The sequence below is a fragment of the Collinsella ureilytica genome, assembly GCF_019795105.1.
GTDB classification, from domain to species: Bacteria; Actinomycetota; Coriobacteriia; order Coriobacteriales; family Coriobacteriaceae; genus Collinsella; species Collinsella ureilytica.
This window is the reverse complement of the sequence record NZ_JAIMFO010000005.1, coordinates 45,947-70,158: the sequence shown is the minus strand read 5'-3', so window position 1 is coordinate 70,158 and position 24,212 is coordinate 45,947. Positions and strand designations below refer to the sequence as shown.

The 24,212-nt window shown below is 52.5% G+C and carries 18 protein-coding genes and 1 pseudogene; 7 read left to right on the top strand and 12 right to left on the bottom strand.

Annotated features, from left to right (window positions below):
• The first annotated feature begins 16 nt into the window (after nt 1-16).
• From K6V98_RS02940 to K6V98_RS02920, 5 genes are all read left to right on the top strand, one after another.
• Complete coding sequence (locus K6V98_RS02940) at nt 17-1,918, top strand: HsdM family class I SAM-dependent methyltransferase (protein WP_222199089.1); 1,902 nt, start codon at nt 17-19, stop codon at nt 1,916-1,918.
• The gene (locus tag K6V98_RS02935) at nt 1,912-3,015 is read left to right on the top strand and encodes a restriction endonuclease subunit S (protein ID WP_074017955.1); all 1,104 of its coding nucleotides are present in this window, start codon (nt 1,912-1,914) and stop codon (nt 3,013-3,015) included. Before K6V98_RS02940 ends, K6V98_RS02935 begins: the two co-directional genes overlap by 7 nt.
• Nucleotides 3,005-3,496, top strand: a complete 492-nt coding sequence (locus K6V98_RS02930; protein ID WP_083377411.1) for a restriction endonuclease subunit S — start codon at nt 3,005-3,007, stop codon at nt 3,494-3,496. Before K6V98_RS02935 ends, K6V98_RS02930 begins: the two co-directional genes overlap by 11 nt.
• Before the next feature lie 216 nt (nt 3,497-3,712).
• A complete protein-coding gene (locus tag K6V98_RS02925; RefSeq protein ID WP_222199088.1) occupies nt 3,713-4,729 on the top strand; it encodes an HsdM family class I SAM-dependent methyltransferase in 1,017 nt (338 codons plus the stop codon).
• Entirely contained in the window at nt 4,729-6,291 is a 1,563-nt protein-coding gene (locus tag K6V98_RS02920; RefSeq protein ID WP_222199087.1) for a restriction endonuclease subunit S, read from the top strand. The genes K6V98_RS02925 and K6V98_RS02920 overlap by 1 nt, the downstream gene beginning before the upstream one ends.
• On the opposite strand, the gene K6V98_RS02915 is transcribed toward K6V98_RS02920, so the two are convergent.
• The 6 genes from K6V98_RS02915 to K6V98_RS02890 form a co-directional block, all read right to left on the bottom strand.
• A complete protein-coding gene (locus tag K6V98_RS02915; RefSeq protein ID WP_222199086.1) occupies nt 6,278-7,072 on the bottom strand; it encodes a tyrosine-type recombinase/integrase in 795 nt (264 codons plus the stop codon). The two genes, K6V98_RS02920 and K6V98_RS02915, sit on opposite strands and share 14 nt — an antisense overlap.
• A gap of 34 nt (nt 7,073-7,106) precedes the next feature.
• Nucleotides 7,107-8,453, bottom strand: a complete 1,347-nt coding sequence (locus tag K6V98_RS02910) for a restriction endonuclease subunit S (RefSeq protein ID WP_371734515.1) — start codon at nt 8,451-8,453, stop codon at nt 7,107-7,109.
• Nucleotides 8,454-8,666: 213 nt separating this feature from the next.
• A complete protein-coding gene (locus K6V98_RS02905) occupies nt 8,667-8,939 on the bottom strand; it encodes a hypothetical protein (protein WP_222199084.1) in 273 nt (90 codons plus the stop codon).
• Between the two features lie 100 nt (nt 8,940-9,039).
• On the bottom strand, nt 9,040-9,390 hold the full coding sequence (locus K6V98_RS02900; RefSeq protein ID WP_222199083.1) for a type IV secretory system conjugative DNA transfer family protein: 351 nt from the start codon (nt 9,388-9,390) through the stop codon (nt 9,040-9,042).
• Nucleotides 9,380-9,808, bottom strand: coding sequence for a hypothetical protein (locus K6V98_RS02895; RefSeq protein WP_222199082.1), 429 nt, complete (start codon nt 9,806-9,808; stop codon nt 9,380-9,382). The genes K6V98_RS02900 and K6V98_RS02895 overlap by 11 nt, the downstream gene beginning before the upstream one ends.
• A 584-nt stretch (nt 9,809-10,392) precedes the next feature.
• A complete protein-coding gene (locus K6V98_RS02890; RefSeq protein WP_222199081.1) occupies nt 10,393-10,575 on the bottom strand; it encodes a hypothetical protein in 183 nt (60 codons plus the stop codon).
• Between the two features lie 252 nt (nt 10,576-10,827).
• Here K6V98_RS02890 and K6V98_RS02885 point away from each other — a divergent pair, with 252 nt between their 5' ends.
• A complete protein-coding gene (locus K6V98_RS02885; protein ID WP_222199080.1) occupies nt 10,828-11,097 on the top strand; it encodes a YraN family protein in 270 nt (89 codons plus the stop codon).
• Nucleotides 11,098-11,159: 62 nt separating this feature from the next.
• Here the strand turns inward: K6V98_RS02885 and K6V98_RS02880 are convergent, their stop codons facing one another.
• From K6V98_RS02880 to K6V98_RS02855, 6 genes and pseudogenes are all read right to left on the bottom strand, one after another.
• Complete coding sequence (locus tag K6V98_RS02880) at nt 11,160-11,924, bottom strand: PD-(D/E)XK nuclease domain-containing protein (protein WP_222199079.1); 765 nt, start codon at nt 11,922-11,924, stop codon at nt 11,160-11,162.
• A 106-nt stretch (nt 11,925-12,030) separates the two neighbouring features.
• On the bottom strand, nt 12,031-12,264 hold the full coding sequence (locus K6V98_RS02875) for a hypothetical protein (RefSeq protein WP_222199078.1): 234 nt from the start codon (nt 12,262-12,264) through the stop codon (nt 12,031-12,033).
• A gap of 82 nt (nt 12,265-12,346) precedes the next feature.
• Entirely contained in the window at nt 12,347-13,402 is a 1,056-nt protein-coding gene (gene mcrC, locus K6V98_RS02870) for a 5-methylcytosine-specific restriction endonuclease system specificity protein McrC (protein WP_222199077.1), read from the bottom strand.
• Entirely contained in the window at nt 13,399-14,790 is a 1,392-nt protein-coding gene (locus tag K6V98_RS02865; RefSeq protein ID WP_503466215.1) for an AAA family ATPase, read from the bottom strand. The genes mcrC and K6V98_RS02865 overlap by 4 nt, the downstream gene beginning before the upstream one ends.
• Nucleotides 14,791-14,929: 139 nt before the next feature.
• A pseudogene (locus K6V98_RS08845) lies at nt 14,930-15,580 on the bottom strand (hypothetical protein); the annotation flags it as partial.
• Between the two features lie 697 nt (nt 15,581-16,277).
• Nucleotides 16,278-17,648: an MATE family efflux transporter gene (locus K6V98_RS02855; RefSeq protein ID WP_222199074.1), complete on the bottom strand. Its 1,371-nt coding sequence runs from the start codon at nt 17,646-17,648 to the stop codon at nt 16,278-16,280.
• A 633-nt stretch (nt 17,649-18,281) separates the two neighbouring features.
• Here K6V98_RS02855 and K6V98_RS02850 point away from each other — a divergent pair.
• Nucleotides 18,282-24,071: a discoidin domain-containing protein gene (locus tag K6V98_RS02850; protein ID WP_222199073.1), complete on the top strand. Its 5,790-nt coding sequence runs from the start codon at nt 18,282-18,284 to the stop codon at nt 24,069-24,071.
• Nucleotides 24,072-24,212 lie beyond the last annotated feature (141 nt).

Below are 24,212 nucleotides of genomic sequence, written 5' to 3'. Positions count from 1 at the left end.
GAGGAAATAAAAGTCCATGCCAAGAGAAAAGAACACAGATATTTATGTGGCTGAACTTCTGCGTGAAGCAGAGATCAAAGCGACTGCAGAAATCAGCGGCATTAAAGATATTGATGAAGCGTTAAAAACAGCGTCCAAACGTGGCACGGGAAAACTCGGTAGCCCGGAGTTTATTGCGCAAGTGAAAGACTTTGTGCTGATTATCGAAGATAAACGAGATACCAATTTTCATATCAAATGGAATGAGGATCAGAGTACTTTGGATCGCTCGGTGGATGCGACGGTAAATTACGCTGTCAATGGGGCAGTTCACTATGGCGAACACGTTGCCAAACATACACCTTTTAAGAAGATTTTTGCCGTCGGGGTTTCCGGTGATGAGGTTCACCACCTGATCCAGCCGGTTTTTTGTGATGGAAAAACCATCTCGATTCTCGATCCAGTTGAAACTTTCATCAATTTCAATGAGCAAAACATCGACGCTTATTATAACGAGCAGGTGAAAGGTATTCGTGCCGATGAGGAACTGGAACTGGAAGAGATCGTCAAACTCGCTGCCGAGCTGCATGAATATCTGCGCGACTATGCACAGCTTGGCGAAACCGAAAAGCCCCTGGTAGTCTCGGCGCTTCTTTTGGCATTGCAAGATCCCAGCTTCAAATTGGATGATCTGATCGGCGATGAGGTCAAAACGGATGGAGATATTGTCTGGGAAGCTCTCTCAAACCACTTAAAACGTATCCGGGTAAAACCCGATGTAAAACGTGAGATGATTCTGGATCAATTCACCATTATCAAGAACAGACAGTCACTCAATAAAAAGCGCGATGACTTGGGTATGACACCGCTTAAGTACTTTGGCATTTACCTACAGAAAAATATCCTGCAAGCGCTGCGTGCGAATGTAAAAGAAGATATCCTCGGACGCTTCTATTCTGAGTTTATGAGTTACTCCGGCGGTGACGGGCAGTCTCTCGGCGTTGTACTCACACCGAGCCATATTTGCGAACTCTTTTGTGACTTGCTGGATGTGAAACCGACCGACACTCTATTCGATCCCTGTACGGGAACGTCCAGCTTCCTCATCGCTGGAATGCACAGGATGCTCAAAAACGCGAAGGACGAACACCAGCGAAGCGAAATCAAGGAAAAGCAAATCCACGGCATCGAGTTGCGTGAAGACATGTTCACCATCGCTACAACTAACATGATTTTACGTGGAGACGGCAGATCAAACTTGGAATGCGACGACTTCTTTAATCGCTCCTCAGAAGAAATCCAGCGAACCATTGCGCCCAGCGTCGGCATGATGAATCCGCCGTACTCGCAAGGGAAAAATGATGCCACATCCAAGTTGCGAGAGATCTCCTTTGTGGAACACCTTTTAGATTGCATGGCCGAAGGCGGACGGGTGGCGGTCATCGTTCCGCAATCCACCATGATTGGCAAAAACGGTGAAGATAAAAAGACGAAGCGGCGCATCTTAAAAAATCACACGCTGGAAGCCGTGATTACCTTGAATAAAAACACCTTTTACCGCGTCGGTGTAAATCCCAGTATTGCTGTCTTTACGGCTCATAAACCACAGCCCAAAGATCGGTTGGTGAAGTTTTTTAATTTTGAAGATGACGGTTTCGTGGTACGAAAACACGTCGGACTGGTGGAGACAGAGACCGCCAAGGATAAAAAACAGCGCCTGCTGGATTGCTTCCGGGGAAAACGGGAAGCTCCGACCAAGTTCATGGTGGAAACCACTATTGAAGCGGATGATGAATGGCTGCACTCTTTCTACTACTTTAATGACGAGATCCCGACGGAGAAAGATTTTCAGAAAACCATCGCAGATTACCTGACCTTCGAGTTCGACATGATCACTCACGGAAGAGGCTACCTCTTCGAGGAGGTGAGCACATGCTGAGCTTGCAGGATAGAGAATGGAAGAACTTTTTTATCGAAGATGAGCTTACAATTAAGTCTGGGAAGCGACTCACAAAAGCTGATATGAAACCAGGCAAGATACCGTTTGTTGGCGCGTCTGATTCCAATAATGGAATTACGGCGTTTGTATCTAATGAAAACGAGAGCACTGATCAGAACATCCTTGGCGTTAATTATAACGGCAGTGTTGTAGAAACTTTTTATCATCCTTATAAAGCCACTTTTTCTGATGACGTGAAGCGTATTGGTATCAAAAAAACTGATTCGAACGACAAATATACACTTCTTTTTCTTAAGCAGTGCATTTTGCAACAAAAATCAAAATATGCATACGGATACAAATTCAATGCTGAACGAATGAAAAGACAAAAAATCCTTCTCCCCATCACTCTCGATGGTGTACCCGATTGGCAATTCATGTCTGACTACATGAAGGAGCAGGAAAAACGCATGCTGGAGAAAGTCCTGCCCTACTTCAAGGATCGACTACTGGATGACTTGCTTGCTTTAGGCGCCATGCCTGACACCACATGGGGAGGCGTTAGACTGGGCGATCTTTTTAACATCACTATTGGGAAGACGCTGGACGGCAACAAAATTGACAAAGAGAATGGTCGCATTCCTTATGTCACGCGCAAAGAGACGAACAACGGTGTTGACGGATTTACCGAAGGACATGATGAGGCTTATCTTTGGGATAAAGTACCTGTCATTACCATCGGCAATGAGACGGCAAAACCCTTTGTGCAGACCACACCATTTTATACGGGAACAAAGGTCAACATCTTGTCGCCGAAGCGAGCACTTTCCGCCGGAGCTTTAAAATTTATTGCCCGCTGCTTTGAATCGAATCGCGAGAGGTATTCCTACTCCTATACGGCAAACTCCACGCGTCTTGCCGAACAGCGCATCATGCTTCCTCTTACGGACAGCGGAGCGCTGAACCATGCTTACATGGAGCAGACCATCGCAAAACTTGAATCAGATTCCTTGTCATATGTTACAGAAATTATGCAAAATCGGTATGAAAAACTGGTATCGTGCATAAACATTCAGGGGGGGGGTACTGACCGATAGAGATTGGAAGGCTTTCGGGTACGAAGAGATATTCAAAAACATAGGTCGCGGAAAGCGATTAAAGAAAGACGATCATATAATAGGAAAGATGCCTTACGTTTCCTCTACTGCTCAGAACAACGGTGTTGATGGTTTCGTCGGCAACGATGAAAAAGTGCGTGTGTATCAGAACTGCTTAACAGTAGCAAATAGTGGATCTGTAGGAACAGCTTTTTATCAGCCATTTGAATTTGTAGCAAGTGATCACGTGACAGCATTAGGAAATAGCAAATTGAATGAATATAGCTATCAATTTTTAGCAACATTAGTTTCTCGTTTGCAAGAAAAATACAGCTTTAATCGGGAAATTAATGACGAACGAATTCGTAGAGAGCAAATACTTCTCCCGGTTTCCTTGGACGGTGATCCAGACTGGCAATTTATGTCAGATTATATGCGGGCACAGGAGGCTTTGCAGATTTTGAATGCACTGAAACGATGAGCAATCTGAACCTTTTAACGATTCCTCAAACAATTTAACGATTCCCTAAACCTTTTAACGATTACTCGCTCAGGGGTACGAAAATCGGAAACAGGCACACCAACATGAGGCACAGAAAAACTCTAAAATCATACAAAAACTGCCACGAAAAGCAGCAGAGGAAGTTTGCAGAAAGGAGAAAATCCCTGTAAATCAAGGGATTTCGAGGATAAACACATGACTTACGCACCAGCGTTAAATTGTATCAAATACAGTGTCGGAATAGACCCGTGCTGCGGCTCGGGCGGTTTCCTGCTGGCTGCGAAGAGCTACATAGAGGGCACCTGCCAGCTCGACGCCGACCAAAAGAAGTTCTTGAAGAACGAGGCATTCCACGGTTGGGAGATCGTTCCCGCCACGCGCCGGCTTTGCCTCATGAATCTTTTCTTGCACAACATTGGCGACTTCAACGACGTTCCGCCCATCACAAGAAATGATGCGCTTCTTTCCGACCCTGGTATGCGCTTCGACTACGTGCTTACCAATCCGCCTTTTGGCAAAAAGGCGACGCTTAAGGCTGCTGCCGGCGAGGATGGTGAGCTTGTCGACGAAGAGCTCTCGTACTCTCGCCAGGACTTCTGGGCAACGAGCTCGAACAAGCAGCTGAACTTTGTTCAGCACATTCATACTATCTTGAAGACTGGCGGCACCGCTGCCGTTGTCGTGCCCGATAACGTGCTGTTCGAAGGCGGTGCCGGCGAGACGGTGCGTCGAAAGTTGCTGGAGACTACGAATCTGCACACTATCCTGCGCCTGCCAACCGGCATCTTCTACAAGCCGGGTGTGAAGGCTAACGTTATATTCTTCGAGAACCGTCCCGGCAGCGAGCGTGTACAGACCCGCGAGGTGTGGATTTACGACTATCGCACGAACGTTCACCACACGCTGAAGCAACACCCTATGACCGAGACCGACCTTGCCGACTTCCTTGAATGCTACAGGCCCGGCCATATCGATGAGCGCGATGAGACCTACAGCGAGGACAACAATCCCGATGGACGTTGGCGCCGATTCACTATCGACGAGATTATGAGTCGCGACAAGGTGAGTCTCGATATCACCTGGATCAAAACCGGTGAGGACATCTCGGAGATCTCGCTTTCTGATTTGCTCTCAAGCATTCACGAGAAGAGCGATGCGATTGCCGACGCCGTGGAGCAGCTCGAGGCGCTTCTGGGGGATATCGAGGACTAATGGACACCAAGAAACTGCGTCAAAAACTGTTGGACCTTGCTATCCGCGGCAAGCTTGTTCCGCAAGATCCGAACGACGAGCCCGCAAGCGAGTTGCTGTCGCGCATCCACGAGGAGAAGCTCACCATGGTCGAGCGCGGCGAGCTCAAGCCTAAGGATGTTAAAAACGATACCGTGATCTATTTCGGTTCCGATGGGCTGCCCTATGAGAAGCGAGCAGACGGCAAGGGTGAAGCGAAGTGCATCGACAAGGAGATTCTTTTCGATCTCCCCGAGGGATGGAGCTGGACAAGGGTAAACGCTGTTTGTCCAGTAGGAACAGGAGCAACGCCCCTTAAGGCAAACAAAGCCTATTACGAAAATGGCACGATTCCGTGGATAACGAGTGGCTCGGCTACAAAAGGGGTCATTATTGAACCGGATGGTTATATAACCGAACTTGCACTTCGCGAAACAAATTGTGTTGTTTATCCTGTCGAATCTCTTGTTGTTGCAATGTATGGCGAGGGAAAAACGCGGGGGTCTGTTGCTACATTGCGTATTGACGCCGCAACAAATCAGGCGTGTGCTGTTTTAAGAAAGATCGAAAAAGGCTGTCTCCAGAGCTATATCAAAATTTGCTACGAGAACAGCTATGATGCGCTCCGTGAAAAAGCTCAGGGAGGTAATCAGCCCAATCTAAACCAGAGCGTTGTTTCCAACCTCCTGATTCCCGTCCCGCCCCTCGCCGAGCAGCGCCGCATCGTCGACGCCCTCGGCAAATACCTGGCGCTCGTCGACGGGATCGAGCGAGACCGGGCGGAACTCGACGTCCTGCTCGCGCAACTCAAGTCGAAGGTGCTCGACCTCGCCGTCCGCAGCGAGCTCACTGAGCGCGATCAGAAAGACGAGCCCGCAAGCGAGCTTCTCGCACGCATCCGCGAGGAGAAGCTCGCCATGGTGGGGCGCGGCGAGCTCAAGTCTAAGGACGTCAAAAACGACACCGTTATCTTCACCGGTTCCGATGGCCTGCGCTATGAGAAGCCCGCCGACGGCAAGGGCGGGGCGAAGTGCATCGAGAAGGAAATCCCGTTCGAGGTGCCCGAGGGGTGGAGCTGGAGCCGCATGGAACGTCTGATTCAGCTCACATCCGGAATCGATTTGGCAAAAGCCGACTACAACTCGGAGCACAACGGTATTCCCTACATCACAGGAGCATCAAATTTTGAAAACGGTTCTTTAATTGAGAACCGCTGGACCGATAAGCCGAAACGCATCTCCCATCGCGGCGATCTACTATTTACCTGCAAGGGAACTGTTGGAAAGATGGCAATCAATAAGTTTGCCTCCGCGCACATTGCGCGTCAGGTCATGGCCATCAACCCTTATCGCGGAGTTGACAAACTCTATCTCCAGCAGGTGCTTGCCTGGCATGTTGAAACAATTAGAAGAAAAGCCAAGGGTTTTATCCCCGGCATTGAGCGAGGAGTTTTACTTAAGGCCCTCGTTCCGGTCCCGCCTCTAGCCGAGCAGCGGCGCATTGTTAGAGCCATAGAAGCAGTAACCTCTGCTACCAGTCTATAGCCTCATCAACTGCGGCGCGCTGCTCGGTGGCAGTGCGCCGCAGGTATATTCGCGTCGTCTCGATGCTCTCATGGCCCATCAAATCGGCAAGAAAGGCGATATCGGGGTTCTTGACTATAAAGTTCTTGGCAAATAGATGCCGGAATGAATGCGGGTATACAACGTCGGGGTTTACGCCATAGCGCTCGGCTGCACGCTTTAGGCCGAGCGCTATACCACGGCTAGTTATCGCCGAGCGGTTGCCAAATAGCACGCCTTCCGCCTTACCTTCGCGAGCGCACCAATTGAGCGCCTCCGCTTGAAGGCCCGCAGGAATATAGACGCGACGCAGCTTCTGTCCTTTTGAAATGACATCCATATGACCTGCTATAAGATGCACATGCTCGAACTTGCGCAGTTCGCTTACTCTGGCACCCGTGCAGGCGAGAAAGCGTACAACAAAGTACCAGAACCAGTCCTCGTCTCGTGTGAGCCCGTCGCGAAGACGGTAGTATTCATCGTTTGAAATCACATTATTCAAGAAAGGTTTTTGCTGGACTTTAACGCCCTTCAGACGTATCCCGTTGTATTCGAGAAAGTCCAAGTAGACGTTAATGGCGCCAATTCGGTTATTCGCAGTCTTGGGCGCAAACGACGAAACCAGCCACTCCTTGTGTTCAAGCAGCGACTGGTTTGTGATGGGCAACGCATTCTGCTCGAGCTGCTTTGCGGCAAACAGGTACGAAGTGATTGTGTTCGCCGCATACTCCTGCGCTTGCAAGTACTCTTCAAAGTCTTTCATTGCATGTCTCCTTTCGACTATGCAATGAAAGCAGCTAATCGAGTAGATTGAATACCTCTTCGATTCTTTCGACGATACGGCGCTGCTCGCCAAGGGGTGGGACAGGAAGCAGCATCCTTTCAAGATAGTCTTTTTTGATGCGCTGCTGACCAACCGAGCCCATAAAGGTCTTCTTGGCGTCTCCAGTGAAATAGTTCGAGGCAAGGAAATAGAAAAGATACTTACTGTATAGGCCTTTTGATGGCGAGCGTAGGACATACAGTTCTGTTGTTCCAGCTCCAACACCATTCTCAAGACAGGAAGCAATGAAGTATTTGCCGTTCTCAAAGCACGGCGAGATCTTAGCGAATACGACATCACCGTCGGCGAACTGAGTAAAGCCTTTCTTGATTTCTTTCCATCGCCGCACCTCAGGATGATATTGATTGCGAAAGCCTTCTTCGATCGCTGCCATCGGCAGAAAGCTGGCCGGTGTTTCGTCATCAGCATCATTCTTCGGGTCAAGCGCGACAGGGGTAAGTAGGCGGCACCAGCTCCACCCCTCGGGAATCTCGAATGGGATCTCGCCCTCGATGCACTTCGCCCCGCCCTTGCCGTCGGCGGGCTTCTCATAGCGCAGGCCATCGGAACCGGTGAAGATAACGGTGTCGTTTTTGACGTCCTTAGACTTGAGCTCGCCGCGCCCCACCATGGCGAGCTTCTCCTCGCGGATGCGTGCGAGAAGCTCGCTTGCGGGCTCGTCTTTCTGATCGCGCTCAGTGAGCTCGCTGCGGACGGCGAGGTCGAGCACCTTCGACTTGAGTTGCGCGAGCAGGACGTCGAGTTCCGCCCGGTCTCGCTCGATCCCGTCGACGAGCGCCAGGTATTTGCCGAGGGCGTCGACGATGCGGCGCTGCTCGGCGAGGGGCGGGACGGGAATAAGGAAAGTCGAGAAAGTTTCAGCACTTAAACCACCGCGCCCTGAACCAAGCTGTTTTCCGAGTATCAGCGCCTGCGTGAAAGACGATGTGACAAAAGCATGGACGAAGCGGCATAGACTCGGCTCGATCAGTCTAATAATCATTACATGCTGATTTACGTTAGCTCCTGGAAAGTCGCTCGGAACCATTGCGCAACGGCCGATTGATCCACCTGTGATATTAAGCAACAGATCCATGCCGCAAACAATACTTCCTGATTTTGACTTATTCGTAGCTTCGTCAATGTAGGCAACATCTTCCAGCCGAAGCCCATCGTTATAGACGTTTTGAGACCTAATAAAGGGGATGCCAGATGCAACGTAAACTCGCTGACCGCCGCGAGGAGTACTTCCTGATCCAAGCTTGGAGACGAGAGAGCATACGCGGGCCCAGGCCCATCCCTTGGGCAACTCAAACGGCACCTCACCGGCGATGCACTTCGCCTCGCCCTTGCCGTCTGCTCGTTTCTCATAGGGCAGCCCATCGGAACCAGTGAGGTTACGATGTTGCCCGTGACGTCTTTCGGTTTGAAGCGCGCCGATTCTTTGGTCGGGTAGCCCCTAATCAGTTAGATGTTCGGTTCGCGTAGTCTCTATGCGGGCAGTGACGGCGGCGCGAACGGAGGGTTCGGCCGCTTAGCCCTCGCGACGGTTTTGGTTCGCCGCTCGCTCCTCGGCGTAGAGGATCTCGTTCTGCGCTTCCAGGATGTGCGCGGCGTCGCCGATGCGCTCGGCACACCTATGGCTTATCGACCTCAGAGCCAGGATCCCCTCGACGTCGAGCGGGTCCAGCTGGTTGGCGTGCGCCAGCGACTCAAGCAGCTGGTCCAGCCCCCTCGCCAGCCTTCCTGCATCTGCCACCGCATCGATCGGCTCACGACGCTCGTCCTTCTCGTTGATGTCCATCATCAGCTGTCCTCCTTCTTTCGACGGACGTGTCGCGCAGCACCGTAGCCGTTTCGCATGGAGAACCACCTCGCCGCCGACCAGCACGTACCGGCCGGTCTCGTTAACGATGGAGAAGCTCGCGCCGTGAGCGCGGTGTAGACCAGCCGCTCGACCTTTTCCCAGTAGGGGTCGCCCTGGTGGTCGGCCTCGTCCTCGGTGTTGGCGACGATGCTGCGGGCGAAGCAGATGGCCCCGCCTCGTCGCGTATGTAGGCTATGGGGTTGAAGCGCATGGAGCGCGAGAAGTCGATGGTGTCGAACGCGCGGATCTCGTAGCTGAGCCGCGCGACCGCGCCGCCTATCTCGCGGATGAGCGTGCCATTCGGGTCGGTCACGAAGAAGCTAGTGTTGGCCTGCAGGAGGTTCGGTTTGACGTAGTAGCGCGTCTTGTCGGTGCCCGGGTCACCCGCCACGAGTACGTTGTCGTTGGTGTCGGTGGAAGAGGCTGAATCTGTGGCTTACGAGGCGGATGCGCGCGTTGTCGGTGAGGATGTTGTTGTTGTCGGGGTCCTTGGCGTCGCCGAAGGGCGCGATGTCCTTACGCGTGGCCCACCTGGAGCTCCCGTGCTCCTCGCCGTCGCGACGGGCGCCCTTGGGTCCCAAAGAACGCGCCCAGGCGACAAGAGCAGCGCATGCGCAGACGGTTCCCTCGCACAGGGGCAGCGCCTCCGTTGAGAATACGCGTCCCGCGCGAAGCGCCGCCGGGATCGCCGACATGGCGGCCTCCGGGTCGATGATCGGGTTCGCGCCCGACGCCGCGAGGGCTGCGGCCGCGAAGTCTCCCGCGCCGAACGCCGCTGCGGCCAGCGCGGCCGCCGCCTGCCACCTCATCTCTCGGGCCCCTCGATCTGGCGCGACCCGCGGTCCTGGCCGAGGCTCTGGCTGTGGGCCCTCGACGCCTCGCGCGCACGCTCCGCGCGCTCGGCTACCCGAAGGCAAGAATGGCAATAGGCGTGTTGGATTCGATGACGGACTAAAGCCTGATATGGATGATGCCGATACTGCTCGCGACTAGAACAAGGGATATCAACGCTATAACGGCTGCCAAAACTACGTGAAACGGCTTCATTTATGTCTCCTGCCGAACATGATAGAAATGAATAAAATAGCTGCTGCTAAAATACTATCAGCAGTTAAACTACCCGACGGCAAAACGAGGCTTGTTTTGGAGCAGGACAAACACGAAGAGGGCGTTCGGCACAGATCTGCCTCCGAGCACGATGAGCGTCAAGGGCAATCTCGAGAAGAGGCGGCCAAGAAGAAAAAAGCGAGGCAAGAGCGTCTTCGGTCTCTTCGGAAAACCCTATCTTGCATCTCAGACTCGACATCAATCTGGAATCGAACGGAATTTTGCATCGGCAGATAAGCCCGCCCGGCGGAGCCGAGAGACGCCGAAGTTTCTGGCTCTGAAGCCTCTAGAGCTCGCAGAGTGCGGTGCGCTGATTGCCCTCAGCGCAAGCATCCTCCGCTTGAGCATCCATAATCTCGTTCACGAGTGACTCTGCCATGGTGCGTATGAGCTCTGAAAGATTGACCATTCCATCATCGAAGCGTGGAATCTCGAAGCTCTGAGCGCTCAGGTGATCTAAACTGTCCATAGGCGACCTTTTCCTTTCTTTCGAATCTTGTGCTGTTAGCTAAAGATTCTAGGCGAAGGTCGCTTCCTTCTTTTCAACCTAAAGTGGTTATTACACCAACGTTTGGGACGTGATCCATACGAGCCACAAGGCGCGCCATCGGGGCGGGCTGGGAGCTAAGGAGGCCATCATGGAGGTCACCGGCACCAGGATCAAGAAGGGCATCAGGGTCTATCTCGAGCGCAGACGCTTCGAGATTCTGGAGGGGGGGGGTTGAGTGCACGCGGCACCGTCGCTGACTTCATTGCCCGTGACGAGGGCGACCTAGTCTTCGTCCATTGCCAGACCACGCAGAACGGCGGCGAGGGGTTCCCCGAGGAGGACGCGGATTGCGCGGCACTCGAACGGTTGGCGGCGGCCTACCTCGCCGAGCACCTGGACTCCGAGGACATCCTGATCAGGTTCGACGTCGTGAGCATATTCATCGTCGGTGAGGGCGAGGTACTTCTCCGGTACCACCTCAACGCGCTTGGCGCACTCTAAGTGCAGAATGCCCTCGGGGCTTTGCTCCCGGGGGCTTTGGCTTTCAAGGTTACTTGCTCTGTCTAGCGCGCGATGATGACGGTAACGAACCCAGGGATTATCTTCTCCAGGTCGCGCTTGAGACCGGTTGGGTTGCGGACAAGTCTGCCTGGGTCGTAGATGAAGCAGAACAGCCGCTCGCATCCCGGATGTTCTTTGTACCGGGGGATGTCGATGCTCAATTCCTCGCCAAGCCTCTTGTCACGTAGGCCATCACGAGTCATTTTCACTTCAATGAAGCGTGCCTCCTCTTTGAGGAAGAGGTCGATGCGCGAGTTCTTTCCGGCGAAACTAGGCACAGCTTCTTCATCGCGTATATCGTCGAAGTAGGCTAAGCAGATGGATCTGAGCAAATCCTGTACGTCGTATTCATCAGTGATTTCATAGCCGTCCCTGTTTGCATGCCTCCTGTTGATGGAATTGACCACGTCGGGGAATCTGTTCAATATCTGCTCGATGACGTTGTCGGCAGCGTCATCGTCCGACCTTTCGAGGACGATAAAGCCTTGCTGTATTCCCTTCAAAGTCCCCTGGAGAAGTCCTTGCCATTGCCGTGCAATCCCGGTGTGGTCGTTCGCCTTCTTTTCGAGATCCTTCATTGCATCCTGCTGAGACTCAGGGAGTAACTCATGGAGAGCAATGGACGCCTTTGCTCTCCAGGGACTATATAACTCCGAATTAACATAAGGAGCTCCGAGCACACCTTCGATATGGTGTGAAGTTGCAAGAACACTCTCGCCCTCCTTGATTAATGATTCAAGCTTTGCAATGGCATCATCTTTGTCCATGTCGCCCTTCACTCCTATCCTGCTTGTCAATCTCGCTCAATCTCAAAAGAGACTTTCTCATGCTCCCATCCTCGAAGGATTCAAGTAAGATCCCGTCTCAAAATCGCTATACCCTTACAACTCTCAGCAGAAGTTCCATCGCTGCCTTGCCGTCGAGTTCCGACGTACCAGCCTCGGACATTACCTGATCATCCCAGTTGAGCCCTTTGCGTTCGAGTATGTCGCCGTAATGCGTGAGTTCGTATTCCGGGTGCTTGTAGGCTAAGGAGCGGATTGTCTGTCCGACGTCAGCGACCGTCATTCCGTAGTCCGCGTATGGCATCTGGATCGGATCGTCCATGGCTCCCTTACTCACTTGGTCGACGACTCAGTCGCCGTATTCCTCGGCTTTCTCAATTGCAGGTAGGTGTTTCGTCAGGCTCTTAAATGCCAGCCACTTCTTTCGAGAAATGCGCGTTTGCAATCTCATCAAGCTGAGCGGCGATTTCTGAGAATTTCCGGTTGAGATCCAGCGTCCTCACGCTGATCTGGTTGCCGCTCATCTGATACACGCCGTCAGGCTGAATCTCCTCGTCCGTCTTAGCATAGAGCAGCATGCCCGACACGCTGTGCGACTTGGGAGTGTTAGCGAACTCCGCCTCCTTGTTCTTCACGTAAGTGAAGATCTGGTACAGATTGTCCGAGTGGACGCTGCGCTTGTCGAACTGCTGTTGCGTCGTATTGTTGTAGTACTTAGTGTCGATGATGAGAACGGTGCTTCCTCGCGCGAGCGTTATGTCGGTGTGCATGGCGGGGAGCATGTCGTCGAAGCCGTCGTCGAGAGCCCAGCTGATGTACGGTGCCCCTACGGAAAGCTCTGGATGTTCGCACCTGTAGTACTCGAGGACAAATTTCTCGTACAGGCGGCTCATGCGCTGATCATCGAGGAAGTCCATCATGTGGAGGCTCCCGTTCGCCCGCGTTTGGAGAAGACCCTTCACGACAAGCCAGCATACGTTCATGAGCATGCGGTAGGTCTGGTTGTTCCGGTCGAAGCGTATGTTCCAGTCCTCGCACGAGAGATCCACGCCATCCACGTCCGCGAAGTACGGAAGTAGCCGGCTAAGTGCCTTCTTGCGCGTCTTGCTAATGTCCGAGCGAACCAGGAGCGCGATTGTCGCCTTGAGGATGCCGTTCATGCGCGTGTTCGTACTGAATTCGTCGTAGCTGCAGACCAGCTGCCTGCGCAGAATCGAGCGCGTCTTCAATGACTCGGATAGTTCTATCTTCCCTCTCGGAGAGGAGAGCGCCTCCTCGAGGTGGACGTACTCCCGGCCAAGGCCGCGCTTGACCTGCAGGCTTACGCCACGCGTCAGTATCTCTGCGAGGAGGTCGGCGGTGTTATCGAACTCCTCGACAGCAATGTCGCGGTAGCTTTGCCCTTGCAGCGTCTGGAACGCGTAGGCGAGCATGTGGTAGAGGTTCTGAATCCGAATCACTGGATAGACCTGCGCAGTTTATCGGCCCACTCGTCGACCTTTGAAGGCTCATCGAACCAGTACTCGCACAGCATCGGCACGAGCTCGTAGTCGATAATTTCCGAGAGTTTCCCGTCTATTACGTCGTCCGAGGATATGCGGCAGAAGTAGCTGTGTCCGATGCAAAAGCCGTTACCGAGCGACTCGTCGGACGCGATCGCCTCATTCAGTTTCACGATGCAGGCGACGAGCCGGTCGAACTTTTTGCTGGCAAGCCCCTTTTGGTACGCGGCGAAGCTCTCCGTGTCGAAAGCTGGGAGAAGGTTGAAGAACGCGAAGCGGCGGCGCAGAGCGTAGTCGAGCATTGCGAGCGAGCGATCCGCCGTGTTCATCATGCCTATGAGGTAGACGTTGCTCGGAACGTAGAACAGTTCATGCGAATAGAGCAGCTGCAGTGTGTTTCTGGATCCGCGCTTGTCGTTCTCGATGAGCATGAACAGCTCCCCGAAGATCTTCGAGAGGTTTCCGCGATTAATCTCGTCTATGATGAAGAAGTAGTCGTTGTCCGAATCGTCCTGCGCCTTCTTGCAGAAGCTATAGAATGCGCCTTTCTCGAGGTCGAAGCCCTGTGCGTTCGGGCGGAACCCCTCTATGAAGTCCTCGTAGCTGTAGCTCTGGTGGAACTGCACCATCATTACGCGTTCGGCATCCTTCGCGCCCATCATGGAGTAGGCGAGGCGCTTGGCGGCGAAGGTCTTGCCCACGCCTGGAGCACCCTGCAAGATGATGTTTTTCTTCGCGCGCAGGACATTGACGAGGGTTCTGTAGCGCTCGGCATCCATATAGACTTCCGAGAGGAAGTCCTCGGGCGTGTACGCGGGATATTCGATTTGTCCCGCATCCTCCTCGAGATCGCTGCCCTCGTCCTCGAAGAACGAGTTGAGATGTGCGACGAGATCGGGATAAGCTGTAATGTCCGTCAGAGGCTTCGTGGCGAGGAGGCACTCGCTGTACCACTCACCATTGTGCGTCCAGCGAACTCTGCGGATGTTTGGGTAGGAGTCGTCGTTCTTGTCGAACTCGTAGCTTCCCTCTACAACGCCTCGTCCAAGAATCTCGTTCAGCCCTCGCTTCGCAAAGATGACGTCGCCCGGCTTCAGCTCGTGCAGGAATTGCCAGAGCGCAAGCGCACAGTTCTTCTGTGAATATTTGCTCCTGTACAGGGTGCGCAGGCTCTTGCGGATGTCTTCCTTGCTGGCGTATTGCTCGACGTTGCCGAGCTTGCTCCAGCCAATGCCCATCACGCCGCGTGCGTAGAAGTCGTCCCATCTCGCGGCACCGTCTCCCGGGGAGTAGGTCCAGTAGCGCGTGGTTCTGACCCCCCTCGTCTCCGAGGGCGTTTTCCTCAGCCTTTTCGGCCGCTAACTTCTCGGCGGCCTTTCTCTCCTGATTGACGCGCTCAGACTCTACGAAGGCGGCAGCCGTCAGTGAGGGGAGGTCTGTATACGGGCATTCAACGCTTGCGAGCTTCGACTTGATAGTGTCGCAAATGGCGAGATAGCGTTCTCCGTCGTGAATCGGCGAGTCCTTCTCCTTCGGTACTGCACTGGCGATAGTGGCACCAGTTTTTGCCACGTCAGCCATGAACCAGCGGTTGCGCGAGTCCAAGCTGATGAAACTGCATGGCCTCGTCCAGAAGAGACCCATAGTGAGCTTCCAGCCAAGTCCGAATTGGGTGACAGTATCATCGAAGGCCTCGACGAAGCTTTTCCGGTTCTCTTTGCTGTCCTCGCCAGCAAGTACAATCTCGGCCTCGAGCACGCGCCAGAGATTGTCGATGTCGTGCTCGCCGCGCCGGTCGTCATCGGCGAAGGCATAGAAGGTCGCGTTGAGGTTGTTGAGCACGGGGATGCCCTCGAAGTCTTTGGGCTGCTCTGCCTCGACGTCGAATGCCTCGGCGATGCCTGCAATGATCTTCTGCCGGCTTGCGTCCTTGATGCCCTTGTTAAAGAGGCCGAAGACGGTGAACGGATCAATATCGCGCAGCTCATCCGCCTCGAGCTTGGGCAGCTGCATTCCAATCGATTCATAGACGGATGTTAGTTTGTTTATCAGGACATTGCGCCTGCTTCGATAGGTTAACAGTTTGTCTGCCAACTCTTCATAAAAGCCAATCCAAGTGAATTGTGTGCTGGTCATTATAGTCACTGCCTACCTTGTACTTTTGTCTTGTCGATGTGCTTGTAACGTCTTCCATATACGCCTACACGCACGACAGTTATCTTCAGATCACGTCTCAAAAGTCGATGCAAAAGCCACTTCGGACTGATAAGAAGGAAGCGACCTTCGCCTAGAATCTTTAGTTAACAGCACAAGATCCAAAGAAAGGAAAAGATCGCCTATGGACAGTTTAGATCACCTAAGTGCTAAGAGCTTTGAGATTCCACGCTTCGATGATGGAACGGTAAATCTTTCAGATCGGCGTTAATTCCCAACCTTAGCGCAACATGTTGCGCTAACTCTGAAACTATAAGAGCTAAACCTGGCTACCGAACCGAGCTTACCGATCAGCTAGGATATGTAGTGGGCGTTGACCTCGCCAAACAGGCACCTACTAAGGCTCAGATCAGATAGATCATGGGACAGGTGAGAACATGGGGCAAGTGAGAAAGCCAAAAGCTAGCAGATTCTCATACAAAGAATGTCAGAGAATTGAGCCGTCTTTTACCAGCTAGATAGGTTCATTTACTGTTTTTGTACTGTAAAAGATGAGTGTAGAAAAGTTTAAGATCAAGAGCTAGAGGCACCCTTGCGCCCTTGGAGAGAGGACGGGTTCGCCCCTCCCATGCTCGACAATCGAGGGCCACGCAAGCCAACACCCTTTATCCTTTACTCACTACTCACTACTCACTACTCGCTGCTTATGAGGGGCAGGATGCAGTTTCTTGTGTGCAAATTTATAGTAGTAGATTCCGAGCAAGAGCGCCGTGCTTACCCAGGTCATGGGGTAGATGGCAGCAATACCTCTGAGTCCAAACCCAAGGTGCTGGGCGAGCGTTAAAAGTGCCAAGCGCATAGCAACGAAGCATAACAAAGAGATCATGGTTGCTTCCTTTGCCTTGCCAATTCCTCGGCACACTCCCGCATACACTTCGATAAAGGTGTAAATCCAGTAAAACGGGAAGGTGGTCATCATAACCAGTCCACCAGCTGCAACAACCTCGGCATTCTGATCGAACAGCGCCACGACCGGAAATCTAAAAACAAGCAGCAAGGCAGCTGCGATGGCGGCAAAGATCGTGCCAAACAAAATACAGCGGCGAACACCAAGGTGCACACGCCAGTGATGTTGAGCTCCTATGTTTTGTGCAGCTAGCACGGTAGTTGTTTGCCCTAAGGCTACGAGCGGTGCATAGATAAGCATTTCAATTTTGAAATAGGCAGTAAATGCCGCAACGTTTGTTTCACCTGTTGCATTAATTGCCATTTGGATCAAAGTATTGGAAAGCGTGACGCATAAGGCTTGGATGGCAACAGGGAAACCAACAGCAAAAATACTTCGTACGATTTTGAATATCGACCGAGGCGACGAGCCAGAAAAATGCCATTCGAGTAACTTCCGAGCACGGAAATGAGCAATAAGAAACGCGACTCCTTGTGAGAAGCATGATGCCCAAGCTACACCATCAATACCAAGATCTAAAACCCCAAGCGCATAGGCATCGAGGGCAACATTTACGATTCCGCCTACAATCTGAGCGTACAAAGGTGTTTTAGAATCCCCGACACCACGCAAACAAGATGCAACATTGTCGTAAAGAGCAATAAAGGGAAGTGAGCAGAAATAAATGCGAACGTAGGAGAGGGCATCGGCTCGAACAGAGGCGGGAACCGCCATGAGGTTTATCAGCTCATCTGACCAGGCGATTCCTGCTATGCAAAAGAGTACACCCAGCAAGAGAGCAAGCAGCATAGAAATGGAAAATGCCCTGTTAAGCGCTTCGGTATCTTGAGCCCCAAATTTTGAAGCAACAAGGACATTAACCCCGACTGAAAAACCCGCCAAAAAGCTAATTACGCACGTAACCACAAGAGATGATGCACCAATAGCGGCAATACCTGCGGTGCCGACCATGTTTCCGGCAAATAGCGCATCAGCTGCAGAGTATAAAAGCTGCACCAAGTTGGCGCAGAGGAGGGGAAAGGCAAAGCGAATGACGCTTGTTGTCATATCGCCTTTGATGAAGTCAGTCGTTTTTACAGACATATCGAACGCTGGTTTCTTTGAATCGCGCTTTGCAAGCGAGCAAGTTGCCTACCTTGATTGCGTAGGTCGCACCAATATAACCGTGTCTTTTTGGCGGCAATGATACGTGGAACTATTCCGCAGCTCATAGCTACATTGCTAGGCGTATATGTAAAACCCCGCTCGATTGGAAGCGTTGTTTTACGCATGAAGCCTCCTCGTTTGTGATGCCACGCATTCAGGATGACGAGCATCGTAACACAGGTGATACGGATTTAATTAACGTAACACTTGGGGAGCAGGTCACTCATGAAAATCCCACCCGAGAGTTTTCTCCCAGGGTAAGGTTTCAGGTGCCCTCACAGCTCAGCACGTACTATCAAGTTTGACTCATACCAATTGGTTATTTATACAGGTACCAGGCGGTAAAGAAGTATCGTGGTTGATACCACTTGATACCGCCTACGGCTCCAGGCACACCGTTGGGCGCACTCGTCCTTTTCGCAGAAAACGACCATCCCTATGCTTCCTCCATCCAGGTATGCAGTGAGTGGTGCATCACGTGATACCAGTTGATCCCGCAGCACGGAAGAAGGAAGTGCACATGAGAAGAGGCTTGGCTTTCGCAGTACGTTCAGGCAGAAGGAGGAGTGTATGAGAAAGGGCTCAGTAGTTGCGGCGTTTTCGATAGCGCTTTCAGTTATGATGGCGAGCATCGCGCTGATGGTGCCGCCGGCGGCATGGGCTGAGAACGGAGAGGGATACGGGAGCGTGTCCGTTTCCTCTACGGCAGAGTCGCTTACCATTGGAAATCGTGCTTTAAGCCGAACCTTTAGACTCACGGGAGGAAAGCTCAAAACAACTAAGCTCGTAAATGGGCTGGGTGCTACTGAAATTATTCCAGGTGCCGACTCCGAAGAGTTTGTTATCGATGGCATGCTTGAGGCAAAGCGGCTCGAGCCTCAGACGCCCCTCACAAGCGTCAAGCCCCGTCCTGGCACGGCTACAGAGGTAAGCGCTGTGAGCGTAATGCCCAACGAGCCAGCGGCAGCAATCAATGCGATTGATGGCGATCCTACAACTTACTGGTCTTCTGCTGAGGTAGCAGACGGTCATCCATACTTTGACATTGATTTTCATACAGAGAAGCAAATCAAAACACTCGCAATAACGCCTCGTGTGTACAACGGATCGTATGAGTGCACCGGCCAGATCCTCGCGCTTACGCTCCAGCGTTGGACTGGCTCTGCATGGGAAGATGTCCAAGCGTTTACATTGCCAGGAGGTGTCCAGGCTGGAGCGCAAACCCTTACGCTCACGTCAGATCTTTCTGCTGCAAAGATTCGCCTACTTGTTACTGACTCGCATTTTTGGGAGGCAGCAAAGAAGGGTCGCTTTGCAAATATTGCCGAGCTTGATATTCGTGATGCAGAAGGCCGGTCGGTCATTGAGCGTGCAGACACGTCTGGTATGTGGACAGCACAGGTTTCTTCAAGCTCAACTCAGGGTGGAGATGCTGGTGGCGCTCCTGCCTTGCTTGATGGTGACCCCAATACCTTCTGGCACTCAAACTATGGCCAAGGAGACGGACCGGCCAATCAACTGCCGGTCATTGCTATGATTGACCGCAAGTCGGCAACTGATTCCTTCCAGACGTTCGGCTATCTCCCTCGTCCAAATCCCAATAATGGCAATTGGCTTGAGTTTGAGCTGCGCGCGGCAGATGATCCTGATCAGCTCGAACGTGAGTCGAGCCGCCTTACAGCACCTGATGGATCTACTACGTTTCGGGTGAGCTATGTTGGCATGTATGGGACAGGCGAGGCAGCAGGATCTAAATGGTGCTATTTTGCTCTCAGCAAGCCTTGTACCAAACGCTATATTGCAGCGGTGGTCACAAAGGGGCAGGGCGGTCCTTTTGCAGCTGGAGCGGGGATTGACCTGTTCCGTGAGGCATTTACTTCGGTTCCAACCACAAATCAGCCGCAGATTAAAACCTCTGAACTCACGCTTGCTGGCGCACCTAAGACAGAAGAGACGTCTGCCACGATCAAAGGCGTGAACAAAACCGGCAAGCTTGTATCGTTCACCTTTGAGCCGGTGCAATTCGGCAGTGGACAGGCAACGGTTACCGAAAAAGTTGTGATGTATGACGGTGACCACTTCATGCGGAAGTGGATTGAAGTCAAGTCTGAAGATGAAGATATTCGCTTCAACTATATCGATGGAGAGCACCTTGATCTGTCAGGCGTAGATGCTGCTCATCGGTGGACGATTCCTACCAATGCTGGTGGCGTAGTTCAGATGGACATGGAAAAGTCCATTTTGGGTCAGCCCATCTATGCGAATGGCATGTTTTTAGGATCTGAGTTCCCCGCAGCCGATACGCAAATTGAGGACACGCTTGGCCGAGCGCGCTATTGGTGCGGTAAAAACTTCAAAGATTTCCGGCGAGATCATGAAGCAACGTACACGGGACTTAACGATCAGGGTGCCTATGTGTCCTGGCAGACCGTGTGCGGAGCAACGCATGCATCGTCGCTTGATATGAACGTGATCCAGATCGACTTCTTCTCCTATATCAAAAGCATTTCTGAGCCGAGTGAGTTCCGTATTCAGTACAACTCCTGGTTCGACAATATGATGCGTATCAACAATGAAAATATCCTCGAATCGTTCCACGAGATCGATAAGCATTTCTCCGCAACAGGAGTGCGTCCGCTCGACAACTATGTCGTCGATGATGGGTGGAATCAGTATCGGTCGAGCGCCGGCGCGATGTCTTCGGGTATTGACATTGAACGCAACGGCCCGGTGGAAGAATCGAATAAGTCCGGATTTTGGGAGATCAATAGTAAGTTTGGTTACACGCTTGATGACTCTGCCAAACTGGTAAAAAAGCTTGGCTCGAGCTTTGGCGTGTGGATTGGCCCGCGTGGCGGTTACAACTATTACAGCACGCTCGCAGACATTATTGCGCGTGCCAATAAGGGCTCAAAGGCTGGTAACTCCATCGATGTTGCAGACACGCGCTATGTAAAGAACTTTGAACACTTCGCCATCGATATGATGGAAAAATATGGCGTGAGCTATTGGAAGTGGGACGGTTTTGCCGATCAAGCTCAGTTTGGTGCGTTCCGCGTAGGTGAGGGCGTTGCTGGATATGATGAGGCGCATCAGCACATGTATGGTGGACCGCATGGATATTTCCACGTAACTGACCTTTGGGAAAAGTGGTGCCGTTTGCTCTCAAACGTGCAGCATCGTGCCGATGAGTTGCACCTCCCTGCTTTCTGGATTTCTCTAACCTGCTATGTCAATCCGAGCCCGTGGTATTTGCAATTCTCAAATTCCATTTGGATGCAGTGCAATGCAGATCGTGGTGAGCGCTATAACACCGGTGAGTTTACCGACAAGATGAATTCCATGCTTACCTATCGTGATGGTGTGTACTACGACTTTATTAAGAACCACGAGTTTCAGTTCCCGCTCGCAAATATCTACAACCACGATCCAATTTATGGCAAAGAGGATACGGGTATCTCTGCGAGTTCAATGACCGGTGAACAATTCCGCAACTACCTCTTTATGCAGGGTACGCGCGGAACTGCCTTCTGGGAGCTGTATTATTCAGCATCCATTTTTGATACGGAAAAGTATCTTGTTAATGCAGACTTCCTGAAGTGGGAAGAAGAGAACTTCTCTATGCTGCGCAATGCAAAGGTTATTGGAGGCACTCCTGCCAAAACCGCCACGCTCGCAGGTAGCAATGGTTTGGGGGGTGCTCGAAGCGCTAGAACAGGCGAGCAGCATGCCTATGGATTTGCTTGCTTTAATGATGCAGGCGATGAAGGCATTATTTCTATGCGCAATCCCGCTCATGCAGAAAAGACCATCAGCTTCCGTCTTGATGCTGGCGTAGGCTGTACAACAGCTGGAACCTATCATGTGGTGCTCGACCACGGCTATGCGGAGGCGGGAGCTCGGCTCACAGCTGCGCCTGCTACGATCGCTCAAGGTCACGAGGTACAGATGACCTTGCAGCCTGGTGAGACTCAGATTTGGCACCTGAGCCGCAAGGGCGATACGAATGCCCCGACGCTTGTTTCTCAAGAGCAACTTTCCGATACTGTGCTGCGCGTACAGACGTCTGAGCACGTGAGCGGTGCGACCTTTGAGGTTACCGTTGATGGTACATCGGCTGAGCTGAAGTCCGCGCACGCCTATGCAGATCTCAAGACCTTTGATCTTGAGCTGGCGAGTGCACCTGCCCATGGGGAACGTATCTCGGTCAGTGCTACTGCCGGATCTGACAGCGCTGGCAACCGTTTGGCCGGATCGTTCGAGCGGCGCTTCCACACGGGTGGTGTGGTGTACGCCTTTGATGCTGCTTCCGCCGCTGGAGCAGGCGAGGTAGCAGGGCTTGAGGGAGCTGTTGGCTTTACTGCTACCGCCTCGGTTGATGAGGTTGTTCCGAATACCGTGTTCATGCACCAAGGTGAGGAGTGGTCGCTCGCGCTCGATGGGGATGGACGAGCGGTCTTTACCGTCAATGGCGTTTCGGCTGTCTCTGAACAGGCAGTGGGAGGACTCACAACCATAGCTGGTGTGCGTGAAAACAATGGCATGCTGAAGATCTATGTGGGAGGAGAGATTGCCGGCTCAGCCTATCGTGCGGACAAGGTTCGTGATCACAGCTTAGCCGCTGCTACCATTTCATGTGCAGGCTCTCCTTCGGTAGCCTCAGCGCGGGTGTTTGATCGCGCACTTGGATATGACGAGGTTCCCACCTCGCCGTTGGCAGATCTGATCAAGCAGGTAGAAGGAATGCGCGATCATTCATCCAAGGCTTCCTGGACGGCTACCAGCGCTGACGCGGTGTTGGCTGAGGCGTCTTTTGCACTTGCAAAAAATACTGAGGATCAGCAAGCTGCGTATCAAAAGCTCCTTGCAGTGCTTCGTGGTCTGGTTCCTGGAACCGATAATGTTGAAACGAAAAATCTTGCTGCAGCCCTTGAGCCAACAGCTGCGTGGTTGCCTGGAAGCACGACTGATCCTTCACTCATCTACAACGCAGGTTCTCCGCTTTCAAAGGTCTGCGATGGGGATACTTCAAGCGAGAGTAGGTTTGGCATTTTTGGCAACGATGCTCATCGCCAGCCCGCGTATCTTCAGATTGACCTTGGACATGCGTGCACCATTGATGCCGTGAAGCTTTGGCGTTATTGGGGCGGATCGCGTATGTATGATGCCACGGCCTTGGTGGTGTCCTCTACGCCGGACTTTGCAGATAAGCAGGTGCTGTATTACTCAGGCGCGACCGATGTGTTCAAGCTTGGCGAGCAACCAACAGCAACTCTGTATCATGAGTCACCTGATGGGAAGGTAATCTTTGGAGTCGAGCCACAGGCGCAGGCTGGATCACAGGCTCAAGCGCAACCTCAGCCGCAGGCGATTACCGCTGCATCTCGCCAGCGTCGCTCTCTTGCTGCAGGTGAGTCTGCGCCGGTTGAGGCTCGGTATGTGCGCCTGTATATGAATGGCTATGAGGGCGGTATTGGCAAAGAGAATCACGTGGTTGAGCTCCAGATTCTTGGGAAACGCAAGATTGAGCTGGGCGATGTATATGGCGTAGAAGCCCTTAAGGCTCAGATTGCTGCTGCAAAAGAAGCGCTCAAAAATCGTGATACCTATACCGAAGATACGGTAGCTGCGCTTGAGTCTGCGCTTAAAGCGGCAGAGCAGATGGTTGATACTTTGGCAAAACAGCATGATGCCGGAGCGTATACGACAACGCGTGGCGAGTTTGACGATGTGAGTGCAGCGCTGGCACAAGCTTTAGCGGGACTTAAGCCCAAGCAGCCATCAGAGCTCGTGCAGGTGACCTTTGATTATGGCCATGACGATATGGTTCAGACCGTTTCGGTGGCTTCGGGCAGTACGCTTACAGAGCCTGAGAAGCCAGTGCGCAAAAGCTATACCTTTGAGGGTTGGATGACAGACGCAGGTACTGCTTATGATTTCAGTGTGGCAGTAACTCAAGATTTGAAATTGACGGCATCTTGGAAGCCTGAGGCTACATCTGACAATACGACGGATGATGATCCGAGCGGCGACCCGAACAAGAAGCCGGATGACGGCACGAGTAACGACCCAGACAAAAAGCCAGGAAGCGACCCGAGTAACGACCCAAACAAGAAGCCAGGAAGCGACCCGAGTAACGACCCAAACAAGAAGCCGGACAAGAACACGGACGAGGGCTCGGGAAACGGCTCGGACAACGGTTCAGGCAACGGCTCAGGTAACAAGCAGGGCAGTGGACACTCCCGCTCGCGAGCACTTCCTCGAACGGGTGATATGGCGCTTCTTGTTGTGGGCACAAGTGGTCTTGCTGGCGTGAGTGCCTGTGTGTTGGCGGTTGTTCGGAAGCGGAGGCATGAGTAGGAAACATGATAATGTCGTGTGCGGGTAAGCGCGGCTGTGCCGTGCAGTAGCTCTAAGCCTGCTTATGCTGAAAGGGATATCGGGGTGTGTACCTCGGTATCCCTTTCTTGCTTTGATTTTTTACAGTTCAATAGCAAGTAT

Coding starts and splice junctions, on each gene's coding strand:
- K6V98_RS02920 (WP_222199087.1), top strand. CDS start 4,729: ATGGACACCAAGAAACTGCGTCAAAAACTGTTGGACCTTGCTATCCGC.
- K6V98_RS02895 (WP_222199082.1), bottom strand. CDS start 9,808: ATGAGGTGGCAGGCGGCGGCCGCGCTGGCCGCAGCGGCGTTCGGCGCG.
- K6V98_RS02850 (WP_222199073.1), top strand. CDS start 18,282: ATGAGAAAGGGCTCAGTAGTTGCGGCGTTTTCGATAGCGCTTTCAGTT.
- K6V98_RS02890 (WP_222199081.1), bottom strand. CDS start 10,575: ATGGACAGTTTAGATCACCTGAGCGCTCAGAGCTTCGAGATTCCACGC.
- K6V98_RS02915 (WP_222199086.1), bottom strand. CDS start 7,072: ATGAAAGACTTTGAAGAGTACTTGCAAGCGCAGGAGTATGCGGCGAAC.
- K6V98_RS02880 (WP_222199079.1), bottom strand. CDS start 11,924: ATGGACAAAGATGATGCCATTGCAAAGCTTGAATCATTAATCAAGGAG.
- K6V98_RS02935 (WP_074017955.1), top strand. CDS start 1,912: ATGCTGAGCTTGCAGGATAGAGAATGGAAGAACTTTTTTATCGAAGAT.
- K6V98_RS02925 (WP_222199088.1), top strand. CDS start 3,713: ATGACTTACGCACCAGCGTTAAATTGTATCAAATACAGTGTCGGAATA.
- K6V98_RS02875 (WP_222199078.1), bottom strand. CDS start 12,264: ATGGACGATCCGATCCAGATGCCATACGCGGACTACGGAATGACGGTC.
- K6V98_RS02940 (WP_222199089.1), top strand. CDS start 17: ATGCCAAGAGAAAAGAACACAGATATTTATGTGGCTGAACTTCTGCGT.
- K6V98_RS02855 (WP_222199074.1), bottom strand. CDS start 17,648: ATGTCTGTAAAAACGACTGACTTCATCAAAGGCGATATGACAACAAGC.
- K6V98_RS02905 (WP_222199084.1), bottom strand. CDS start 8,939: ATGATGGACATCAACGAGAAGGACGAGCGTCGTGAGCCGATCGATGCG.